The 20,636-nt window shown below is 59.9% G+C and carries 11 protein-coding genes; 4 read left to right on the top strand and 7 right to left on the bottom strand.

Features of this window, described 5'->3' with window-relative positions:
- Nucleotides 1–149 precede the first annotated feature (149 nt).
- From GTU76_RS22950 to GTU76_RS30110, 3 genes are all read left to right on the top strand, one after another.
- Nucleotides 150–2,567: a type VI secretion system Vgr family protein gene (locus tag GTU76_RS22950; protein WP_180699675.1), complete on the top strand. Its 2,418-nt coding sequence runs from the start codon at nt 150–152 to the stop codon at nt 2,565–2,567.
- A 392-nt stretch (nt 2,568–2,959) separates the two neighbouring features.
- Nucleotides 2,960–5,815, top strand: coding sequence for a phospholipase D-like domain-containing protein (locus tag GTU76_RS22945; protein ID WP_281368108.1), 2,856 nt, complete (start codon nt 2,960–2,962; stop codon nt 5,813–5,815).
- Nucleotides 5,812–6,918 (top strand): hypothetical protein, encoded by a 1,107-nt coding sequence (locus GTU76_RS30110; RefSeq protein WP_246376112.1) that lies wholly within the window; start codon nt 5,812–5,814, stop codon nt 6,916–6,918. Before GTU76_RS22945 ends, GTU76_RS30110 begins: the two co-directional genes overlap by 4 nt.
- A gap of 84 nt (nt 6,919–7,002) precedes the next feature.
- Here the strand turns inward: GTU76_RS30110 and GTU76_RS22935 are convergent, their stop codons facing one another.
- Complete coding sequence (locus tag GTU76_RS22935) at nt 7,003–7,986, bottom strand: diaminopimelate epimerase (protein ID WP_016984559.1); 984 nt, start codon at nt 7,984–7,986, stop codon at nt 7,003–7,005.
- Nucleotides 7,987–8,270: 284 nt separating this feature from the next.
- On the opposite strand from GTU76_RS22935, the gene GTU76_RS22930 reads away from it, so the two are divergent.
- Nucleotides 8,271–9,422: an MFS transporter gene (locus GTU76_RS22930; RefSeq protein ID WP_108225707.1), complete on the top strand. Its 1,152-nt coding sequence runs from the start codon at nt 8,271–8,273 to the stop codon at nt 9,420–9,422.
- Between the two features lie 85 nt (nt 9,423–9,507).
- On the opposite strand, the gene GTU76_RS22925 is transcribed toward GTU76_RS22930, so the two are convergent.
- From GTU76_RS22925 to GTU76_RS22900, 6 genes are all read right to left on the bottom strand, one after another.
- The gene (locus GTU76_RS22925; protein ID WP_180699674.1) at nt 9,508–11,934 is read right to left on the bottom strand and encodes a TonB-dependent siderophore receptor; all 2,427 of its coding nucleotides are present in this window, start codon (nt 11,932–11,934) and stop codon (nt 9,508–9,510) included.
- 98 nt (nt 11,935–12,032) lie between these two features.
- Complete coding sequence (locus GTU76_RS22920; RefSeq protein ID WP_180699673.1) at nt 12,033–13,016, bottom strand: FecR family protein; 984 nt, start codon at nt 13,014–13,016, stop codon at nt 12,033–12,035.
- Nucleotides 13,017–13,056: 40 nt separating this feature from the next.
- Entirely contained in the window at nt 13,057–13,548 is a 492-nt protein-coding gene (locus GTU76_RS22915) for a sigma-70 family RNA polymerase sigma factor (protein WP_095121112.1), read from the bottom strand.
- A 104-nt stretch (nt 13,549–13,652) separates the two neighbouring features.
- Entirely contained in the window at nt 13,653–14,030 is a 378-nt protein-coding gene (locus GTU76_RS22910; protein ID WP_016984564.1) for a c-type cytochrome, read from the bottom strand.
- A gap of 203 nt (nt 14,031–14,233) precedes the next feature.
- Nucleotides 14,234–18,703, bottom strand: a complete 4,470-nt coding sequence (locus GTU76_RS22905; protein ID WP_180699672.1) for a hemagglutinin repeat-containing protein — start codon at nt 18,701–18,703, stop codon at nt 14,234–14,236.
- A 97-nt stretch (nt 18,704–18,800) separates the two neighbouring features.
- Nucleotides 18,801–20,528 (bottom strand): ShlB/FhaC/HecB family hemolysin secretion/activation protein, encoded by a 1,728-nt coding sequence (locus tag GTU76_RS22900; protein ID WP_180699671.1) that lies wholly within the window; start codon nt 20,526–20,528, stop codon nt 18,801–18,803.
- Nucleotides 20,529–20,636: the final 108 nt, after the last annotated feature.

Here is a 20,636-nt window from a genome sequence, read left to right as displayed (position 1 = left end):
TCCTTTTTACCCTTATAGACCGGGGGCCTCCTCCCATGTGCGCAACTTTTTGCGCAACTTTTTCCCTTTAACATCCAGCTCCTGTCTGCGTTCTCCAGACCGATGCAAAACGCCCGTGGATGACCGGCGTAAATCTCAAGGAGCCTGAGATGTTCAACCCCGCAAACGAAACCCACTTCAGCCTCAAGGTCGAAGACTACGTCGGCGACCTGCAAGTGCTGTCGTTCACCGGCACCGAAGGCATCAGCCAGCCGTTTCGTTTCGACCTCGAACTGGTCAGCGAAAACCCTGATCTGGACCTCGAACAACTGCTGCACAAGCAGGCGTTTCTGGCGTTCGATCCGCAAGGCTCCGGCATCCACGGGCAGATCTACCGCGTCGCCCAAGGCGATGCCGGCAAGCGCCTGACCCGCTACAAAGTGTCGATGGTGCCGCAACTGCAATACCTGCATCACCGCACCAACCAGCGCATCTACCAGCAGATGTCGGCGCCGAAAATCATCGCGCTGATCCTCGAAGAGCACGGCATCAAGGGTAACGCCTACAGCTTCCAGCTCAGCCAGCCATGCCCGGATCGCGACTACTGCGTGCAATACGACGAAACCGACCTGCACTTCGTCCAGCGCCTGTGCGAAGAGGAAGGGATTCACTACCACTTCCAGCACAGCGACAAAGGCCACCTGCTGGTGTTCGGCGACGACCAGACCGTGTTCCCCGACCTCGGCCAGCCGACCGCGTACGTGCAAGGCAGCGGCATGGTCGCCGAAGAACCGGTAATCAAAGGCTTCAAGCTGCGCCTGGAAACTCGCACCAGCCGCACCACGCGCCGCGACTACGACTTCGAAAAACCGCGCCTGCAAATGGAAGCGGCTTATAAACCCGAAGGCGAGAGCACTGAGCCAGATCTGGAAGACTACGACTACCCCGGCCGCTTCATCGACCGCGCCCGTGGCAAGTTCCTCAGCCAGCGCGCCCTCGAACGCCACCGCGCCGACTACCGCCAGGCCGAAGGTCGCGGCGACCAGACCAAACTGGTCAGCGGCCACTTCATGGCCATGTCCGACCACCCGCGCAGCGAGTGGAACGACCTGTGGCTGCTCACCGAAATCTTCCACGAAGGCAAACAACCGCAAGTCCTCGAAGAAGGCGTGACCAGCGACACCACCGACAACAAAGACGACTTCCACCAAGGCTACCGCAACACCTTCCTCGCCACCCCGTGGGACGTGTTCTACCGCCCGGCCCTCGAACACCCGAAACCGCGCGTCCTCGGCAGCCAGACCGCCATGGTCACCGGCCCCAAAGGCGAAGAAATCCACTGCGACCAATACGGCCGCATCAAAGTCCAGTTCCACTGGGACCGCGAAGGCCTCGCCGACGACAAAACCAGCTGCTGGCTGCGCGTCTCCAGCTCCTGGGCCGGCGACCGCTACGGCGCCATCAGCATCCCGCGCATCGGCATGGAAGTCCTCGTCACCTTCCTCGAAGGCGACCCCGACCAACCGCTGGTGACCGGTTGCCTGTACCACAAGGAAAACCCGGTGCCGTACGCCTTGCCGGCGAACAAGACTCGCAGCGTGTTCAAAACGCTCAGCTCACCGGGGGGCGGTGGTTATAACGAACTGCGTATTGAAGACAAGAAAGGTGCGGAGCAGATCTACATTCATGCCCAGCGTGATTGGGATGAGAACGTTGAGCATGACCAGAAGATTCGGGTCGGGAATGAACGCCACGACACGGTGGTGAAGAACACTTACACCGAGCTCAAGGCCGAGGAACACCGCACCACGATTTCCGATCGCAAGGTTGAGGTCAAAGCCAACGATCACCTGACCGTCGGCCAGAACCAGCACGTCAAACTCGGCACCGCCCAACTGACCAGCGCCGGCCAGGAAATACACCTCAGGGCCGGCGAAAAAATGGTCATCGAGGCCGGTACGGAACTGACGATCAAGGCCGGCGGCAGCTTCATCAAACTCGATGGCGGCGGCATCACCGTGATCGGGCCAGTGGTGAAAATCAATGCCGGGGGCGCGGCGGGAAGTGGTTCGGGGATTGCGATACTGCTGCCAAAACTGCCGGTACCTCCGCCGTCAGCCAAGCCCGGCAACCTGCTCGGCAGCGCCCAACCCGGCGTGCTCGCCCCCCCGCCGGAACCCAGGGAGTATTTCTTCGACATCAAGTTGACCGATGTTCCGGGTGACGACGGTTTCCCGTTGGCGCACACAGCCTGGTCTATCGTGCAGGACGGCGAAGATGCCCCGCTGCTCGAAGGTCGGACTGACGATGACGGACGGGTCAATATCGATGATGCGCAGCGCTTGAAATTGTCCAAAGCCTACGCAACCAAGGGCGCCTTGTGGCTGTGTTATCCCGGGCAACGGGTGCCGGTGGCGCTGCACGACGAACCATCGGATGCCGACAAGGAACGCTTTGCCCTCGCCGCCCTCGACTTCCACGACAGCGCCAAAAAAGGCCGGATCAGCACCGCGAACAGTGAACGCAGCAAACAGGATCTGCTCGCCGACGGCGATCTGTACAGCCAGTTGCAAACCAGGGACGAATGAGCATGACGGACTCCGCAACGCCTTATAACGGCATTCGCCACAAAGAAATCAGCCAGATCAACACGGCCGCCGGCAAAGCCCTGCCCGCCGTCAATGCGCCAGACTTTTTCATTCAGGACACGTCCGCCTTCGCCCCCAAACGCAGTGGCAACAAGGTGCGTTTTTTCACCACTGGCGAGGACTACTACAAGGATCTGGCCAAGGAAATTGCCAAGGCTGAAACCTCGATTTTCATTACCGGTTGGCAGGTAAACTATGACGTGACCCTGGACGGCAAGCAGACCTTGTGGGAGTGCTTGTACAACGCCCTCAAAGCGCACTCGTCACTGAAAGTGTTTGTCATGCCATGGCTGAGTCCGGCGGCAAGCGTCGGCACCCATGACTTCGAAACCATGCTCGCGGTTTTCCAGCTCAACGCCGGGCTGAAGGTGCCGCGCGCCTTCTGTACACCGGCCATCCAGCAAAGCGACATGAAGGGCCTGGGCTCGACGTTTTCCCACCACCAGAAGTGCGTAGTGATCGACAACAAGATCGGTTATGTCGGCGGTATCGACCTGGCGTATGGGCGTCGCGACGACAACAACTTCAGCCTGGATGCCAGCGACCGCCAGGGCAATGACGCGTACAACCCGGGGATTCCGCATCTGGGCTGGATGGACATGAACAAGCACGTCAGTCGAGCCGGCCTGCTGTTGGGCACACTGTTCGACCTGTCCAAGCCGCTGGCCGAAACGACCATTGGCACAGAAAGCACCCACGTCACACTAGCGTTGCCGCGTCGCGATACCCTGATCAACGTCGGCGCGGCGATTCAGAACTTCTTCGCCAGCCCGCCCCTGCCCGTTCTGGATCGGATGATGAAGGCTGGCGCCAGCCTGAAGGAGTACGCGTCCTCCATCGATCCTTTGGCCAGACCCAAGGAATATCTGACCGACGCGGCCATCCGCAATATCACCGCGCTGATTAAGCACAACTGGACGCGCCTGCCGCTTGCCGAACCGCTCAAAGGTCGGGTTCAAGTGTGGATTCGTGAAGTGGAAACCAGCGCCGGCAACTTGCAAGCCGCGCTGCGCCTGAAGAGTTACGAGCTGATCAACAACTGGACGAATTCGACCGATCTCGGCCGCCTTGTCGCGATGTTCTGCGACAAGGGTTACGACGCCATGCCGGCGGAGAAAATGGGTTGGCTGAACAACATCGGCCAATTGACCACTTCGTTGCTCGGGCACTTTTACGCGTTGCTGCAAGACCGTCTGGCAAATCACCGGGAGCCCTTTGTCTATCTCAAACACGAACCGCAACCGCTGGCGTCTGCAGATTACAGCCGGCTGGACAAGGATCAGCCGCGCATGCCGTGGCAGGACGTTCACAGTCGCATCGAAGGGCCGTCGGTGTACGACCTGTCGCGCAATTTCATCGACCGCTGGAACGGACAACAGGCCTACATAGCCGAAATCAAAAGCCTGGAAAAAACCACCGTCATCGTCGCCCTGATGGAGTGGGTCAACACCCTGGTCCGGGACGCCGGCCTGCCCCACCACCTGGACGTCAACAATCAGATCAACCTGAAGCTGCCAATGCCCAAACCGGTCTGGATCGATCAGGCTCCGACCCTGCCGACACCACCACAAACTGCGCAAGGCGGGGTCAGCGTGCAGGTGTTGCGCAGCGCTTCAGCCACCATGACCACTCAGGAAGCCAAGGGTCGAAACCTGGCCAAGGTGAACCTGCCGCTGCCCGAAGGTTTCAACGTTGGCGGCGTTCAGGACAACTGCCTGCGCGCCATGCTGCAGACCATTTCCAGCGCCCAGCACTTCATCTACATCGAAAACCAGTTCTTCCAGACCGATTTCGGTGATGAGGGCGAACTGGCGGAAGGCCGGCCACTGTCCGGCCCGATGGCCAGCCTGCGCGACCCGTCCACTTTGAACGAGAATTTCGTCGCCCGGATCAAATTGCGTGAAGCGCTGGAAGACGAGGACTTCACCCAAATCGACTGGAAAGAAGTCAACGCCATTAGCAAGGAGCCCGGCGAAGAGGCCCGCACCTTTCTCAAAAGTTTCCTGACGATCTGGCAGACCAACGCACAGGGCTGGCTGACGCAGAAACTGGGGAAAGAACAGAAGCTCACCAACAGCATCGGCAAGGCGCTGGCCGACCGCATAGGCCGGGCGATTGCAGAAAACCGTCCGTTTCACGTGTACCTGATTTTGCCGGTGCACCCGGAAGGCGCGCTGAATGTGCTGAACCTCATGCACCAGGTTCACCTGACCATGCAGAGTCTGGTGTTTGGCGAGCAGAGTCTGGTCAAACGCATTCAACGGCACATGGCGATGAAGGACATGATGGATCGGGGTGCGAGCAAGGAAGAGGCCGGGAAAATTATTGAGCGGGTGGATACGAATGGAGATCCCGTTTACGTACAGCAGGACTGGTCGAAATATTTGACCCTGCTGAACCTTCGAACCTGGGATACCCTTGATGATAGAGTCGTCACGGAACAGATTTATGTACATAGCAAACTGTTGATCGCAGACGACAGGGTGGCGATTCTGGGCAGCGCCAATATCAACGACCGCAGCCAGTGCGGTACGCGCGATTCAGAGCTGGCGGTGATTATTCGGGACAGTGAATCAACTGACGCAAAACTGGATGGCAAACACTTTCAAAAAGTTGGAAAAACCATAAATCAGCTACGTAAAGACTTATGGAAAAAGCATTTTGGTATGGGCCAGACCAAAAAAGGCTCTGTGCCAGCCTTTACAGGTTTGAAAGACTTGCTGGATGAGCCTGCGTCAGAAAAAACGTGGAAGAAAATTCAGGAGCAAGCCACGAACAATTCGAAGGCCTATGAAAAGTCATTCAATTTCATTCCCCGGAATTTAAATCGCTCACAAGTGATCGAATCGTCCACTGCCAGCAAATTCAAGAATGGTTTTCCAGCATCCATATGGCCTACCTGGACCTACCGCTCAACTCGCGATTTGAATCTTGGTGGTCAGATTTCAGATCCACTGCCCCATGAGCAAGGCTTTTGGGAAAGTAAAACCTTGGCTGGCGTAAAGGCATATCCAGCACCTATCGGGGTTGAAGGGTTTATCACTGCTCTACCCATTTACTGGACCAAGGGCGAAAACAATGACTCGGGCTTGAACCTGACAATCATTGCTCACACCCAAGACAAAAAGAACGACGTGCAAATCGCAAGTGTGAGCGAGACGTCCCATCGAAATGAGCACAGTTCATGAAACGTATCATCTTCTCTTTTGCCAGCCTGCTGCTATGCAACCAATCAGCCCTTGCTGAGCCCGCCTTCAAGGAATGCCTGGGACGCACCAGATTCGAGTCGCCAGAATCATTCGAATGGGCAACCTTCGCGGTTGAACGCAGTAAGATTGCATCGGCGGGAGGCCATGTTTTTTCGAAGAACGTTCACGCTGTGGGGGACTACGTCAGCTACAACTATGACGAAATGACGATCAGAGTCAGCGATGTCACTACACTCGAAAACTTTGATCGACAACGGAACGCAATCATTCACGAAACCGAAGCCTATAAAAAAATCCTTCAGGACGATCTCAAAACCAACGAGCGTCTGCTGGAAACGATCAAGAGAATGAAATACAGCGCCGACATCGTCAAAAACCAGGAATCCGAAATCAGCAAACTGAAAGACCAGATACGACAGACCAAAACCTATGAACACGACCTGGGCATCCCCGACTCCCATGTCCTGGGCAGTAAAGAAACGCCCTACGAATTCCTGCTCTGGCGCAACAACCGGGTGTTCTACTTCAACATGAACAAACCCGCCGAAAACTCCGCGCAACGTATCAAGGATCTCGCCGCCCGCTTCGAAGCCCGCGACCTCTATCAAGTGCCCGAAGGCCCCGGCGTCTGTATGCCTTACGGCTTTATCCATGACGATGGCAAAACCGGTTTCAGCGTCAAGAACAGCTTGCGGTTTACCAGTACACCAAACGTGATCATGAGTTTGATCAATGCCTCACAAAACGATCCGACCAAACCGACCCGTGGAACCTACGACACCGACTACCGCCCCGGCTATGACGCCGAAATCTGGAAGAAGTCGAAAATCATGGAGAAGTTTTACATCGGCGAGCGCATGACCACCCTCGAAGGCTGGCGCCTGGACCCGCGACCTGAATCCAAAGAGCAAGATCGCGCCTGGTTTGCCATCGCCCATGTCGGCGGTCTGGCGAGTCCTTTGATCGCGGCGCAGATGTTCACGTTCCAGAAAGGTACCGACGGCCTGAAAGACTTCACACCTGCGCCCGAAGCGGTGATTCCCAAATTTCTGAAGCTGACGCAGAGCATCAGCTCGCAATAGTTCTTCCTGTAAACAGCGAATCTGCACCGATCCGCCACCAGGGACCGGCGCTTCAGTCACCGCATGGCTGTTGTTCTCCGTGCTTCAGTGCGCCATCCGTCGCGCGGTGCCAAACAGTCTGACGCCGCGCAATTGACCATGTTCTGCGTCAAGCAGGATCGGCGCCGTGCCGCCGGGCATCACCACCTGCACTTCACCGGCCGCCACCCATCCCACACGCCAGGCCGCGCAGGCCACGGCACTGGCGCTGGTGCCGGAAGACGCCGTCGGCCCCTCGCCGCGTTCGAACACACGGGCGAGGATTTTCTGTGGTGATTCCAGCACCGCCCATTGCAGATTGACGCCTGCCGGGCATGGATCACCGGCGCCGGCGGGGATCGCGTAGGCGATTTCGGTCAACCCTTCGTTCAGCGGTGACTCACGCATCTGTTGATTGCTCGGCAATGCCGCCCTGTCATCCAGCAGCGTCACGCAATGCGGATTGCCGATACGCACAAACTGGCTGTGTGACCATGCCGGATCGAGTGTCGCCAGTGGTTTTACTTCACTCACGTCATGTCCGTTGAAGTCGACGCTTTCCATGTTGTGCGCAGCCACTGCGCCAGGCCCGAAATCGGGTTGCCCCAAATCAAGCCAGAAACCCTGAACGCCTTCGACTTCAGCCGGTTTCACCGAAGTCTCTACCGCGTCACTCTTGTCGTGATGCACGCGCAACAACGCACCCTCCTCCGGCATCAATCCTTGCTCGGTCAGTGCCTGCGAGAAAATCGTCAGGCCATTGCCACTGCGCTCGGCGAGGGTGCCGTCGGTGTTGATGATCAGTACGTCGAACGGCGGCGACGCCTGGAACGGACCGATCAGCAGACCGTCGCTGCGGTGGGATTTGCTGTTCACCGGGCGCTGGCCTTCGGGCCAGTCGCAGCAAAGTTTGATTGCTGCTTCGCTCCACGACTGACGCGAAGAGGCGCATTCGGTGGCGCTGGGAGGCAAGGCAAGGCCCGCGTCGCGCAGTGCCTGCGGCGCAATCACCCCGTAAATATTGCCCCGTGCATCGTAAAACTGCGTCATCAGTGTTTGTCCCCTGTTGCCGAAGAAGGCCACTGTAAAACGCAACCCCTTGTGGGAGCGAGCCTGCTCGCGAATGCAGTGTGTCAGTCAATATATTTTTCAGCTGACACTGCGCCTTCGCGAGCAGGCTCGCTCCCACAGGGAGATGTGCATGACCGCTTATTGGTGAGCCTCCGTTCCCACAGGGTAGGATGTTGCCTGTACTTCCCCGAATGGCCGGCGATCGAACCTCGTTGCCGTATCACTGTCCTTCGGGGACGCGATGTTTTTTGCCAAGGATCGATATGACCAGCCTCAACCCCCAAGACACCTTCGTCCCCGGACGCCTGCAACAGATGTCCACGCGCATCGCTTTTTTCATCGCCGGCCTCGGCATCGCCGCGTGGGCGCCCTTGGTGCCGTACGCCAAGGCCCGCGCCGGACTGGATGAAGGCACGTTGGGCTTGCTGTTGTTGTGCTTGGGGGTCGGTTCAATTCTGGCGATGCCGCTGGCGGGGATTCTCGCCACACGCTTTGGCTGTCGGCGGGTGGCCACCGGCGGCACGATGTTGATCTGCGCAGCGTTGCCGTTACTGGCCACGGTGTCGTCGATACCGGCGCTGATCGCCACACTGTTCATGTTCGGCGCCGGCCTCGGCACGGTGGATTCGACGGTGAACCTGCAAGCCGTGATCGTCGAGCGCGCCAGCGGCAAGAACATGATGTCGGGCTTTCACGGCTTGTTCAGTCTCGGCGGGATTGTCGGCGCGGCGGGTGTCAGCGCCCTGCTCGGGCTGGGTCTGACACCACTGGCCGCCATGCTGGTGGTGGTCGTCGTGCTGATCGCGGCGTTGTTCAAGTGCGTGCCGCACATGTTGCCCTATGGCAGTGAAAGCTCGGGCCCGGCATTCGCCATTCCGCACGGCATCGTGCTGTTTATCGGCGGGATGTGCTTCATCGTGTTCCTGACCGAAGGCGCGGCACTGGACTGGAGCGCAGTGTTTCTGGCACAGGAACGCGGGATCGACACGGCGTATGCAGGGTTAGGTTATGCGGCGTTTGCATTGACCATGACGGCCGGGCGTTTGATGGGTGACCGGATTGTGCGGATTGTCGGTGCCACGCGGATCATTCTGTTTGGTGGTCTGTTGGCGGCGGCCGGTTTGTTTCTGGCGACCTTCGCGCCGAGCTGGGAAGCGGCGCTGGTCGGTTATGCGCTGGTCGGTGCCGGTTGTTCGAACATCGTGCCGGTGCTGTACACGGCGGTGGGCAAGCAGACGGTGATGCCGGAAAGCATCGCCGTGCCGGCCATTACCACGCTCGGTTATGCAGGGATTCTGGCCGGGCCGGCGGTGATCGGCTTTGTAGCGCATGCCAGCAGTTTGAGCTTTGCCTTTGGCTTGATGGCGGTGCTATTGGTGGCAGTGGCCATCGGCGGCAAAGTCCTGAAAGTCTAAAAGCTTCGCGAGCAGGCTCGCTCCCACAGGATTTCAGTGGTCCATGTGGGAGCGAGCCTGCTCGCGAAGAAGCTGACGCGGTCTATCAGAAGCCGACGCTGGCCTGCACAAAGAACGTGCGCGGAGCGCCAACATACATCCCCGAGTTGTTGTCGCTGGAGCGGGTGAAGTACTGCTTGTCGAAGACGTTCTTCACCCCCGCGCCCAGCTTCAAATTCGACACCTGTGGCCCAAAGTCATACCCGCCACGCACGTTCCAGGTCACGTAACCCGGAATGTCGCCGTACTGCCCGTCCGCCGTGCCGTCGGTAATGTAATTGCCGTTGAAGCTGCCATCGGCGTTCACCCCGGTGCCCGGCGAACGCTGTTTCGACTGGGCAAAACCGTCGAGGTTGTAGGTCCAGCGGTTGATGTCATAACGCAAACCAACGGTCGCCACCTGCCGCGAATAGAACGGCAGATCACGGCCCTTGAAGCCCGGAATCTCGCCTTCATAAGTAGCGCGGGTGTAAGTGAAACCCGCGTTGGCGGTCAAGCCATCGAGACGCGGATCCAGCGCCGCCATGTCGTAATGCAGCGAGGCTTCAATGCCCTGGTGCTTGGTCGCGCCGAGATTCGTCCAGCCCACGTCGTTGCTGATGTATTGCAGCTCGTCATCGAAGTCGATGTAGAACAGCGTCACTTCACCGCCCCACACATCGTCGTTGTAGCGCGTGCCGATCTCGTAGGTCTTGGCCTTTTCCGGCTCTAGACCGTTGGCGGTCTGATCACCCGCACCGCCCTGGCCGAGCTGGAAATACTGCAGGCTGCCGAACGAGGTTTCGTAGTTGGCGAACAGTTTCCACGCGTCTGACAGGTGATACATCACGCTCAGCGCCGGCAGCGGTTCGTTGCTTTCGATGCTGCGGTTTTTCGCCTGCACCGGTTTGCCGGCCGTGTCGAGCACCGCGCGGTCATGCCAGTCGGTGCTGATGTGTTCGAAGCGAATGCCCGGGGTGATGGTCCAGTTGCCGACATCGATTTTGTTGTCGATGTAGACCGAGTTGGCCTCGGTGCCGCCGGTACGATCCTGGAACACATGGCCATCAGAGGTCGGCGTGAGCACCGGCTGGTTGTTGACCAGCGCCACACGGCTCGACGATTCGTGCATCGCCTCTTTCAGGTAGCGATAACCGACGCTGACTTCCTGGGTGGTCGGGCCGACATCGAAAACCCGCGAGACCCTTGGCTCGATGCCCAGCGTGTAATACGAGCGCGGGTAGGAGCTGAGGGTTTTCTGGTCGCGGGCGGCGATGGTGCTGCCACGGAAACTGTCGGTGTAATACGTCAGAATCTCCGCTTGGGTGCGCTCGTCGATCTGGCGGATCCACTTGAACGACACGTCTTTGCGCCGACCGGTGAATTGGTCGTAGTCCCGCACCGAGTCGTACGGTTTGGCGTCGTACTGCTTCTGTGTCAGACCGCCGGGCATGTCGGCAGTAGCGTCGTAGTAGTGGAAGTTGAGACTGAAATCATCCTGATCGGTCGGCGCCCAGTGGGTCTTGAGCAACACGTCGTCGATGTCGTTGCCGTTGTTGCGCTCGCGGTAGCCGTTACCGTTGACACCGGAATACAGCAGCGCCACGCCCATGCCGTTGTCGGCAGTGCCGCCGAGGAACGCGGTGTCGATGTGTTTCCAGCCACCGTACTGAGTGGTTTCCAGGGTGGTGCCGATTTCGCCGGTGGCTTTTTCCGGAATCGCGCGGGTGACGAAGTTGATCACCCCGCCGACGTTCTGCGGCCCGTAACGCACCGAACCAGCGCCACGCACGACGTCGATGCTGTCGAGGTTGCCCGAGGAAATCGGCGCCATCGACAGTTGCGGCTGGCCGTACGGGGCGAATGCCGCCGGCACACCATCGATCAACACGGTTGAGCGCGGCGACAGACGCGAGGTCAGACCGCGCACGCCGACGTTCAGGGAAATGTCACTGCCGCCGGTGCCGTTGGAGTCCTGCACCTGCACACCCGGCACGCGCTTGAGCACGTCGCTGACGTTCATCGCGCCCTGCTCGACCATGGCTTCGCGGCGGATCACCGTACGCGCGCCGGGGTGGTTCTGCACCACGGCGGCATTGGCATCGCCGAGCCAGTCGCCGACCACCTTGATGTCGGTCACGCCCAGTTCCAGCGGACCATTGCTGGCGGCGGAAGTCGCGGCCGGCGACAGCGTCACCGAACCTTCGTTGATCTGATAATCCAGACCACTGCCTTGCAGCAATTGGCGCAACGCCTGTTCCGGGGAGATATCGCCGTCGACCGCCGGCGCCTGTTTGCCGGCGACCAGGTCCGGGCTGAAAAACACTTGCAGCGATGTCTGCTGACCGAGTTCGCTGAGGGCCTGACCCAGTGGCTGCGCGCGGATATGAATGGCTTCGCCGGCATACGCCAGCGGCATCGCCGCGTTGACCGCCAGCGCAAGGGCCAGCGGCAACCAAGGGGATTTTTTGTTGTTGGCAGGGGTGTTTTTCACGTCGTACGTAGTCCTGTGGATCGCAAGAGTGTGCGGCTGTTAATGCAAACCAGTTGCAGTTGAACAGGAAGACGATGAACTCGAAAAAAACCTGAATTTTATTTTGCGATTATTTCCTGACTGCCATCCGCAAGGGTGCGAACGGCCACCGGCAGGATGCTCGGCAAGGCCTTGAGCAAGGCGTCGGTGTTGTCGGATTTGAACACGCTGGTCAGGCGCAGACTGGCCACTGCCGGATTGGCAACGGTCAGCGGCTTCTCACGATAACGCGACACTTCGGCCGCCACTTCGCTGAGGCTGGCGTTGTTGAACACCAGTTTGCCACCGCGCCACGCCGTCAGTTCCGACGGGTTGACCGCATAGGCGGCGGCGACTTTGCCCTGCGCGTCGACATAGGTGCCGAGGCCGGCGGTCAGGCTGATGAACTGATCATCTGCTGCATCACGACCCTGCACTTTCACTGTGCCCTGCTCAACTGCCACGCGGGTTTGCATGACATCACGGCGCACATCGAAACGCGTGCCGGTGACCGTGACTTTGCCGTTGCCCGCCTCGACCACGAACGGCCGCGAGGTGTCGTGAGCGACGCTGAACATTGCCTCGCCTTCGCTCAATTCGATGACGCGACGATCCTGTTCAAAACGCACCTGCAAACGGCTGCGGCTGTTCAGATCAATCACCGAACCGTCCGGCAGCGCCACATGTTTGCGCTCGCCCAACGTTGTGGCGAACTCGGCGCTGTAGCCGCCCGGATGATTCAAACCACTGAACAGTCCCAGCCCGAGCGCCACCGCCAGCACACTCGCGGCCACGGCATAACGCAGCATCGGACGGCGTTCGCGGCGGGTTGGCGGTGTTTCAGCGAGGGCTTTGAGGCGTGGCGCCGGGAGCAGATCGGCCGCCGACCACAAGCCCTGGAGCAACTGGAATTCGTCACGGTGCTGCGGATGTTGATTCAGCCAGGCGTCGAAGCGCTGCTGCTCGACGCCATCAATAGCCGGCTCCTGCAAACGCACAAACCAGCGAGCCGCGTCATCGCGCACCGTTGTTTGCCCGCACGCGCAATCACGCGTATCCATCATGGAATGTCCTGTTGGGCTGGGGAAGAAATGTCGCAGCGGCTCATGACTGCAACCCGTCGAGGCGATCGCGCAGATGCCGCAGGGTGCGGATCATATACTTTTCGACCATGTTCTTGGACAGCCCCAGGCGTTCGGCGATTTCGGCCTGGGTCAGGCCTTCGATCTTCTGCCAGACGAAGATCTTGCGGCAATTGACCGGCAGCTCGCTGAGCGCCCGTTCGATGGAATCGGCCAACTGGATCGCCTGCATGTAATGCTCCGGGTCGCCGGATGACGACTCACTGTGATCAAGGGCCTGTGACTCCATGGCGCCGCGCCGATCCTCACGCCGATAACCGTCGACCGCAATATTGCGCGCGGTCTGGTGCAAATACGCCCGTGGCTGCTGCACCGCTGCCGAATCCGACTCAAGCACGCGCACAAAGGTGTCGTGCGCCAGATCCTCGGCCTGCGCGCGATTGCGCAGGCGACGAGTCCAGGTGCCGATCAACTCTTCGTAATGCTCGAAAAAGCCGGGTCTGCGAGGACGCATGGGGGTATTGGCGGCGTGCTAAAGAAAAGGGCGTGAATAGTAATGGTTACCATTAAGCCGAAGCAATGGATTCCTCGACCGACTGTCCGCGCAGCAACTGAAGATCAGCGTTTTAGCGCAATCACGCCGCTCATGTATTCATGCAGATCGCGCAGATCCTTAATGCTCCAGGCGTGTGGCGGTATCTTTACCCCGTTCTCCTGCAACGTTTTCGGAATCAGGTTGCCGTTCGGGCGAAGGATGATCGACGACACAATCACGCCCGGATATTCATTCAGTCGTTGCTTGAAAGCGGACGTTGTCAGGTCAGGTGTAGGCGGATTGCTTTTATGCGCCAACGGCCCGGTGCCCTTTATATCGGCGCCGTGGCACACAGCACAGCGCTGTGAATAGAGGTTTTTGCCGTTGCTGTTATCCGCGAACGACACGGAGGGTTGAGCGATCAACAAAGCCCCGAGTACAGCGACGAATGCTGTTTTCATTGTTTGCCTCCATGGCGTCTTAAGGTCGCGCATGATGCGCGAGATTCAACGCTTGGCGCAAAACAAAGTGGGAGCGCGCTTGCTCGCGAAGGCGGTACATCAGGCACTGGTTGCAGTGACTGGACGGACGCTTTCGCGAGCAAGCTCGCTCCCACAGGGTTCGGTGGTGGATGGCCGATCTGGCACATCCACTACCGTTGGTTTTAGCCTTTTTCGTCGATCCCGGCTTGCAGGGTCTGGGTATCCAGATGCCCGCTGAGGGTGACCGGACCGACTTTCAGGTTGCCGTTTTCCAGGGAAACCTTCGGTGCGTTTTCCTCGGCTTTATGCGGCAGATCAAGGCCCGCTTTCACACCGTAGTCACGGTTGCTCAGATCAGTGCTGCTGACCTTCGAACCACCCAGATCGACCTTCCCTTGCGTCGCCGATATGCGCGCACCGGTCAGTTGTGTTGCGCCGTCGACCGCGAGGTTCAAGCCTTGGCTGGCACTGATACCGGACGCCTGCGCAACGCTGTCCTTGTGCGCGTACTCTCCCTGCACTTTCAGCGTCGGTTTGTAGTCGGTGCCGGCGAGCTTCTCTTTGTCGCTCGGTGGATTTTTCTTCGCAGTCAGGCCCAGATCGACATCGACCTTGGCGTGGTTGCTGCTGTCCTGACGGCTTTCGACGGTCAGATCACCCGCGACCTTGCCGCTGACAGTTTTCGCGTCGATCTGCGCACCCGAAAGCTGTGCATCACCGGCGCTGTTCAACACCACGCTGTCAGCCTTGATCTGACTGTTCTGCTGGGTGCCGCCTTGCAGGTAATCCACGCCCACTTTGGCCCCGGCGTTGAAATCATGATCGCTGCTGGCCTTTTCATCGGCTGCCGTTGGGGTCTTGCTGCTCAGTTTGCCGCCGGCGTTCAACGCGACATTCCAGTTATTGCGGTTGTCGCTGGACTGCGCCGATTCCTGCACATAACCGCCCTTCTGCGCGTCGATGCTGACGTTCGGTGCGCTGACTTGCGTGCCTTGCAGATGAACCGAATCACCGTTCAGGACAATGCCGTTCTCGCTGTTGAGCTGGCCACCGCTGAGGGTTTTCGAATCCTCGTTGACCCGGCCGATGTTGAAGTTGCCGCTCAGATTGCCGCCCTGATCACGGCTCTTCTCGCTGCTGGTTTTGCTGCCGCCGCCCTTCAAACCACCGCCGAGGTTGCTGCCGATGGCGGTGTGCGTGTCGGTGGCCGCTTGCAGATCGAGCTTGCCGTCGGCGTGCAAATCGATGGCGCCGGCGCTGTCGATTTTCGTGCCTTGCTGGACTTGATTGCCGCCGCTGCTCAACTGCACAGGGCCGTTACCGGTGATGCTCGCGACGTGGGCCTGCGTATCAGTGGTCTGCTTGCCGGTTTGATCGAGCTGGAAACCGGCGCCGAGATCAACGTTGGTGCCATCGGTGCCCGGCAAGGTGCCGACCGTCAACGAGCCATTGCCACGCAGGCTGCTGTCATTGCTGGTCTGGCGGTCGTTGGCCTGATTCAGCGCCAGATCACCGCCCGTCTTGATACTTACACCGCCCTGCCCGCCGTCGAAACGACTGCCGGCGAACTGCGCATCGCCGCCGACCTTGATGTTCACGCCCTGGCTGCCGGCATAAGCGCCGACGACGGCGGTGGAACTGTCCTTGCTCGACGCACTGCTGCCACCCGCGCCGCTGCCGGCGACGTTCACGTCTTCACCGGTCTTGGTGTAGACGCGCACGTCGACCTTGGCATCCACCGCGTTGGCGCTGCTGCTATGCGTATTGCTCGCAGCATCGGCAAGCAGTTTGTCTGCACTGATGTTCACTTGGTCGGCGCTGGCGTTGTATTGAGTGCCTTGGTCATGCAGCGTGCCAGTGGTTTTCACATCGACAGTGCCGCCGTCAAAACGGCTGACCACAGCGTTGCTGCTCTGCTCAGTTTTGCTGGCGCTGCCGTGACCCACCGCGACGTCGATACCGACATTCGGCTGACCGAGATTGGCCAGTGCGTCCTTGTCCGGCACCTTGCCGTTGAGCACGTCCTTGACCGCGCCCGCGATTGGCCGGGCGATGTCCTTGTACTCGACGTTGGCGCCGATGTCCGCCGACCAATTGCTGTCGTTGTGCGTGCTGCTTTCGCTGTTGCTGGCCGCGCGATTGTCGATCTCGTTGGCGGCGACGTTCAGACCGTTGCCGGCCTTGAGTTGCGCACCTTCGGTGGCGAGTTTGTCGGCATTGATCGTCAGGCCAGCGCTGCTCTCTACGCTGGTAGTTTGCGCGGTGGTTTTACTGGTCGAATCCTGTGCCGTGCTGTGGACGAAATCGACGCCACTGCCAGCACGGTCGAGGCCGCCGGTGTAGTAGAAACCACCGCCAGTGCTGGAGGTATCGGTCGAAGTTTTATGGCTGTCTGCTTCCGCGAGCAACGAGACGTTTTTGCCGCTCAGCGTGGTATCGCCAGCAGTGGATTTCACTTGCGCGCCTTTGAGCGTCACGTCACCGCCCGCCCTCACCTGCACACTGCCGCCGCTGAGGCTGGAGCCTTGCTGGGTGACGTCGTTGCTAGTGACGGTTTGCTGTTTGTCTTGGTAGTGAACCCCGGCGCGATACTGCTCCGGCGTTTGCTCTTTGGCGTACGCATCGAAGCCACGGGTGTGTGTGGTGTCAGTGCTGTCGTGAGTGTTCTGCGCAGCATGCACATTGACGTCACCCGCCGCGTCGGCGGTCAGCGCACCGTCAGCCTTGACCGTCGAGCCCGCGACCTCGATATCCTTGGCGCTCTTGAGCTTGAGGTTGCTGTCAGATACCAGTTCACTGCGCACGGTGCTGCTGTCTTGGCTGTTCTGCCGCGACTCGTCCTTGGTGATGCCGAAGAACTTGCTGTCCTTGTCGTGGTTGTTGCTGTGCGAGGTGTCCTGCGCGCCGTCGATGATCAACGAACCCTTGTCGCTGATTACGCTGGCGTCGGTGCCGCCCCGCACCTGACTGCCGCTGATGCGCACGTCGTCAGCCTTGACGATCAACTTGCCGCTGGCGTTGACCTTGCTGCCCTGATGCTGGGTCTTGCCCTTGTCGGCATCACCGGTCTTGCCGAAGAAACCACCGCCAACCAGATCGCCGGAATATCGGTTGTCGCTGCTGCGATTGGTACGAGTTGCCGTGGTGATTTCCACCTGTTTGCCGGCCAGTTGCACGTCTCCGGCGCTGCTCAATTCGGCGCCTTCGGAGCGCAACAGCGCGGCGGTTTGCAGGGCGATATTGCCAGCCTTCAACTGGCTGGTGACGCTGCGCTGCTCTTCGCTGCTGCTGTTCCAATCGGCTTTCCACAGGTGTTTGCGGTGGTTGCCTTGATCGGTTTGCGTATGGCTTTCAGTGGCAGCAGTCAGACGCAGATCGCCGCTGCTTTGCACGTCGAGATTTTTCGCTGCTTCGACTTTGGCGGCTTTCAGTTCAGTGTCTTTGCCGGACGCCAACTTGGCGTCGCGGCTGGCGATAATCTGGCTGCCGTGCTGGCGCGATTCACTGTCGGTCTGGGTGCGATCGTAGGTTTCCCAGGTGATGCCGATGGTGCTGTTGTTCCAGTTTTCACGCTTCTCTTGAAGTTTGCGGCTTTCGACCGTGGACAGGGTCAGATTGCGTTTCGCGTCGACGGTGACGTCGCGACCGCTGACATCGGTGGCAGCCAGGGCCAGATCCTTGCCGCTGTGCAAAGCGACATCGCCCTGGCTGCTGCGGATACCGGCGCGGGTCACGTCGAGGCTGTTGGCCAGCGCTTCACCGCTGACACTCAAGTCACCGGCCGAGCGAATCTGCACGCCGTCACGCCCGGCCACTTGCACCGCGCCCACCCGCACGCCGGCACCTTCGGCGGTGCTGACAATGTTGATGCGCCCGGCCTGCATCGCGCCGAACAGGCTGGCGTCGATGCGTTGATCAGCGGTGTTGCCCGCCGGATCAACGGTTTTCACCTGGCCGCTGCCGTAGTCGACCTGATTACGCCCGACCGTGAGGTTCAATTGATCGCGCGCAGTGATCGCGCCCTGACTGTCGATACGCGGGGCGATCAGGTTGATCGAGCCCTCGCCGTTGCGCAGGCCGCCATTTTGAATCTGCAACTGACCACTGGCGTCGCGGCTGTTCAGGCTTTGCAGTTTGCCGTCATTCAGTTCCGGGCGACCGACCACCAGATTGGCATTCGGCGTGTTGATGAAACTGCCGCCATTGACCGAGATGCCGTTGGGGTTGGCCAACACGTAATCGGCAGGCCGGCCGAAGATTTCCTGCGCGCCGTTGATGGCGGACGGATTGCGGCTGATCACTTCATTGAGGATCACGCTCGCGGCCTGGCCTTGCAGTTGCGGGTTGGCCGCCAGTTGCCCGGCCAGTTGCGACTGCCCGGCCTGCAGGGCGTTGTTCAGCACCAGGCCTTGGCGGTCGACGTTGTAGTCGAGGAATTGGTTGTGCGACAGGCCCGAACCGTTGGGTGCGACGATGTTGACGATGGGCACACCGCCCTGGGTCTGCAATTGCGCAGTGCCGCCGGGTCCTGGTGCGACCACGACGCCGCCGGCGAGCGCGCTCGGCAGATGCACGGCGAAGAACAGGCTGGCAATCGCCCAGCGCAATTTGCCCCGAGGGGAAAGATGAAATGCAAAGGTGTGTGCTGGCATAAAAACGTCTCCATGTGAGTACGGCATCACGTTGCGCGTTTAGTCTTGGCCGTGGCTGACGCGCTCAGATCCGACGGCTGTTTGTTCACTGCGTTGTTCAGATTTGCAGGCCCACGCGCATCAGCCAGGTCTCTGGCTCGTGCTGCAGACCGTTCGGGGTGTTGAGGGCGCGCTGGTAATCGACGTCGACTTGCAGATTCTTCCAGCCCAGATTCAGGCCGACACTGGCGCCGCTCAGGCGTTGGCCCTGCGCGCCGTGATCAGCCTTGATCCAGCCGTGGTCGAGGCCCACACGCGGGGTGATCTGCAGCGGCCACTCAATGCGCATCGGCAGGCGCAAGGTGTTGCGCCAGATCGCGCCGCTGGCGCCGGAGGCACTGCTGACCCGGTAGCCGCGCACCGCCGAATCGTCGGTGCCGAGCAACTGTTCAATCGCTGGCAGCGGGTCCGGGCTGTACTGCACATTGAGTTGGCTCTGCCACTGCCAGGCCTGCGCGCCGAACTGACCGTTACGCCATTGGCTGAGGCCGGCGCGGTACTTGCGAAACTGCGCCTTGGGCAAATTGTTGATCTGCTGCTGTGAATCGTCGTCGGCGCCAAACCAGCGCAGGCCTTGGGCGTAATTGACGTCGAGGTTCCACACCGCGCGGTCGAGCCAGAACAGATTGAGCCCGGCCTCGGCCACGGTCAGGGTCGGGCTCTGAATGCCGAGGCGAACGTCTTGCAGATAGCTGTCGACATCCTTGTGCGCCAGTTGCAGGTTGGCGCTGAGTTGACGGCTCTGGTCGCGCCACAACACACGGTCGGCGCGCAGGCTGACCTGGTCGGTGATGCCGGTGCTGTGAAAGGTCACGCTCGGCAGTTTGAATGGCGCGCGATATTCGGCATGGCTGGCAAACACGCTGTAGGTCCAGTAGCCGTAAGGGATCGCATAATACAGGCTGGCATTGCGGCTGTAGCGGTCACCCTGATTGAGGGTGTCGCTGGCGCTGAGGCTCAACAAGTCGTTGAGTTGCAACGGGCTGTCGAGACTGAGGCTGACCGTATCGCGGTCGCGTCCGGTGCTGGCGCTGCCGAGGTTGTCGAAACCGGCATTCAAGGCCCAGCGCGAATGCGCGGAGGTGCGTGAGCGCAGGATGATTCGCGAGGCGCCGGGCTGGCTGCCGGGGGCGATGTCGGCGGTGAGATCGATCGAGCGCAGGCGATTCAGTTGATCGAGGCCCTGTTCCAGATCGCGCAGGTTCAACGGCTCGCCGAGCATTCCCGGGAACGCGCCACCCAACGAAACCGGCAGACTTTGATCGGCCAGTTCGATAGACTCGATGTAGCCTTCGTCAACACGGATATCCAGCGACTGCCCCGCTACCGGTGCGCTGAGCAGATACGGGCGGCTGGCGATGTAGCCCTTGTCGACGTAGCTCGCGGTGATGGTCGCCAGCAGATGATTGATCTGGCCGACGCCCATGCACGGCGCCAGCAGCGGTTTGATCCGCGCGTTGAGTTTGTCGCTGTCGATCAGCGTAACGCCGCCGATCCGCGTGCCGCTCAACGGCCAGCAACGTTCATCGGGAGCAACTGTTTGCGGGATGGCCGGGATGATCGGCGTCGGGCCGAACGCGCCGCGCTCCAATTGCCGTTTTCTTTGCTCAAGTTGCAGTTGTTGCAGATCGCGCTGTTGCTGTTGCTGCTGGCGCAGCACTTCCTGACCCGGCGCGACAGGTTCGGCCGCGTCAATCGAGGAGGCACAGACACTCAACACAAAGGCCGACAACAGCGGGCAAAGCGTGGAACGACGACGGAAAACAGCGCGAAACGGATACGGCACGCAACATCCTTGCGATCATAAAATGGCGTAATGCCATGTCATCAATGATCGTGATAGTCGGAGCCCTCCTACACAAATGCAAGACGCTTCCTACAGCGCTTACATTTC

This window comes from Pseudomonas crudilactis, from assembly GCF_013433315.1.
Classification (GTDB): domain Bacteria; phylum Pseudomonadota; class Gammaproteobacteria; order Pseudomonadales; family Pseudomonadaceae; genus Aquipseudomonas; species Aquipseudomonas crudilactis.
This window is presented reverse-complemented; position numbering and strand designations above follow the sequence as displayed.

Excerpts from the sequence above, each read along its gene's own strand:
- GTU76_RS22915 (WP_095121112.1), bottom strand. The coding sequence starts at position 13,548 with ATGCGTCCTCGCAGACCCGGCTTTTTCGAGCATTACGAAGAGTTGATC.
- GTU76_RS22920 (WP_180699673.1), bottom strand. The coding sequence starts at position 13,016 with ATGATGGATACGCGTGATTGCGCGTGCGGGCAAACAACGGTGCGCGAT.
- GTU76_RS22935 (WP_016984559.1), bottom strand. The coding sequence starts at position 7,986 with ATGACGCAGTTTTACGATGCACGGGGCAATATTTACGGGGTGATTGCG.
- GTU76_RS22945 (WP_281368108.1), top strand. The coding sequence starts at position 2,960 with ATGCTCGCGGTTTTCCAGCTCAACGCCGGGCTGAAGGTGCCGCGCGCC.
- GTU76_RS22910 (WP_016984564.1), bottom strand. The coding sequence starts at position 14,030 with ATGAAAACAGCATTCGTCGCTGTACTCGGGGCTTTGTTGATCGCTCAA.
- GTU76_RS22950 (WP_180699675.1), top strand. The coding sequence starts at position 150 with ATGTTCAACCCCGCAAACGAAACCCACTTCAGCCTCAAGGTCGAAGAC.
- GTU76_RS22905 (WP_180699672.1), bottom strand. The coding sequence starts at position 18,703 with ATGCCAGCACACACCTTTGCATTTCATCTTTCCCCTCGGGGCAAATTG.
- GTU76_RS22930 (WP_108225707.1), top strand. The coding sequence starts at position 8,271 with ATGACCAGCCTCAACCCCCAAGACACCTTCGTCCCCGGACGCCTGCAA.
- GTU76_RS30110 (WP_246376112.1), top strand. The coding sequence starts at position 5,812 with ATGAAACGTATCATCTTCTCTTTTGCCAGCCTGCTGCTATGCAACCAA.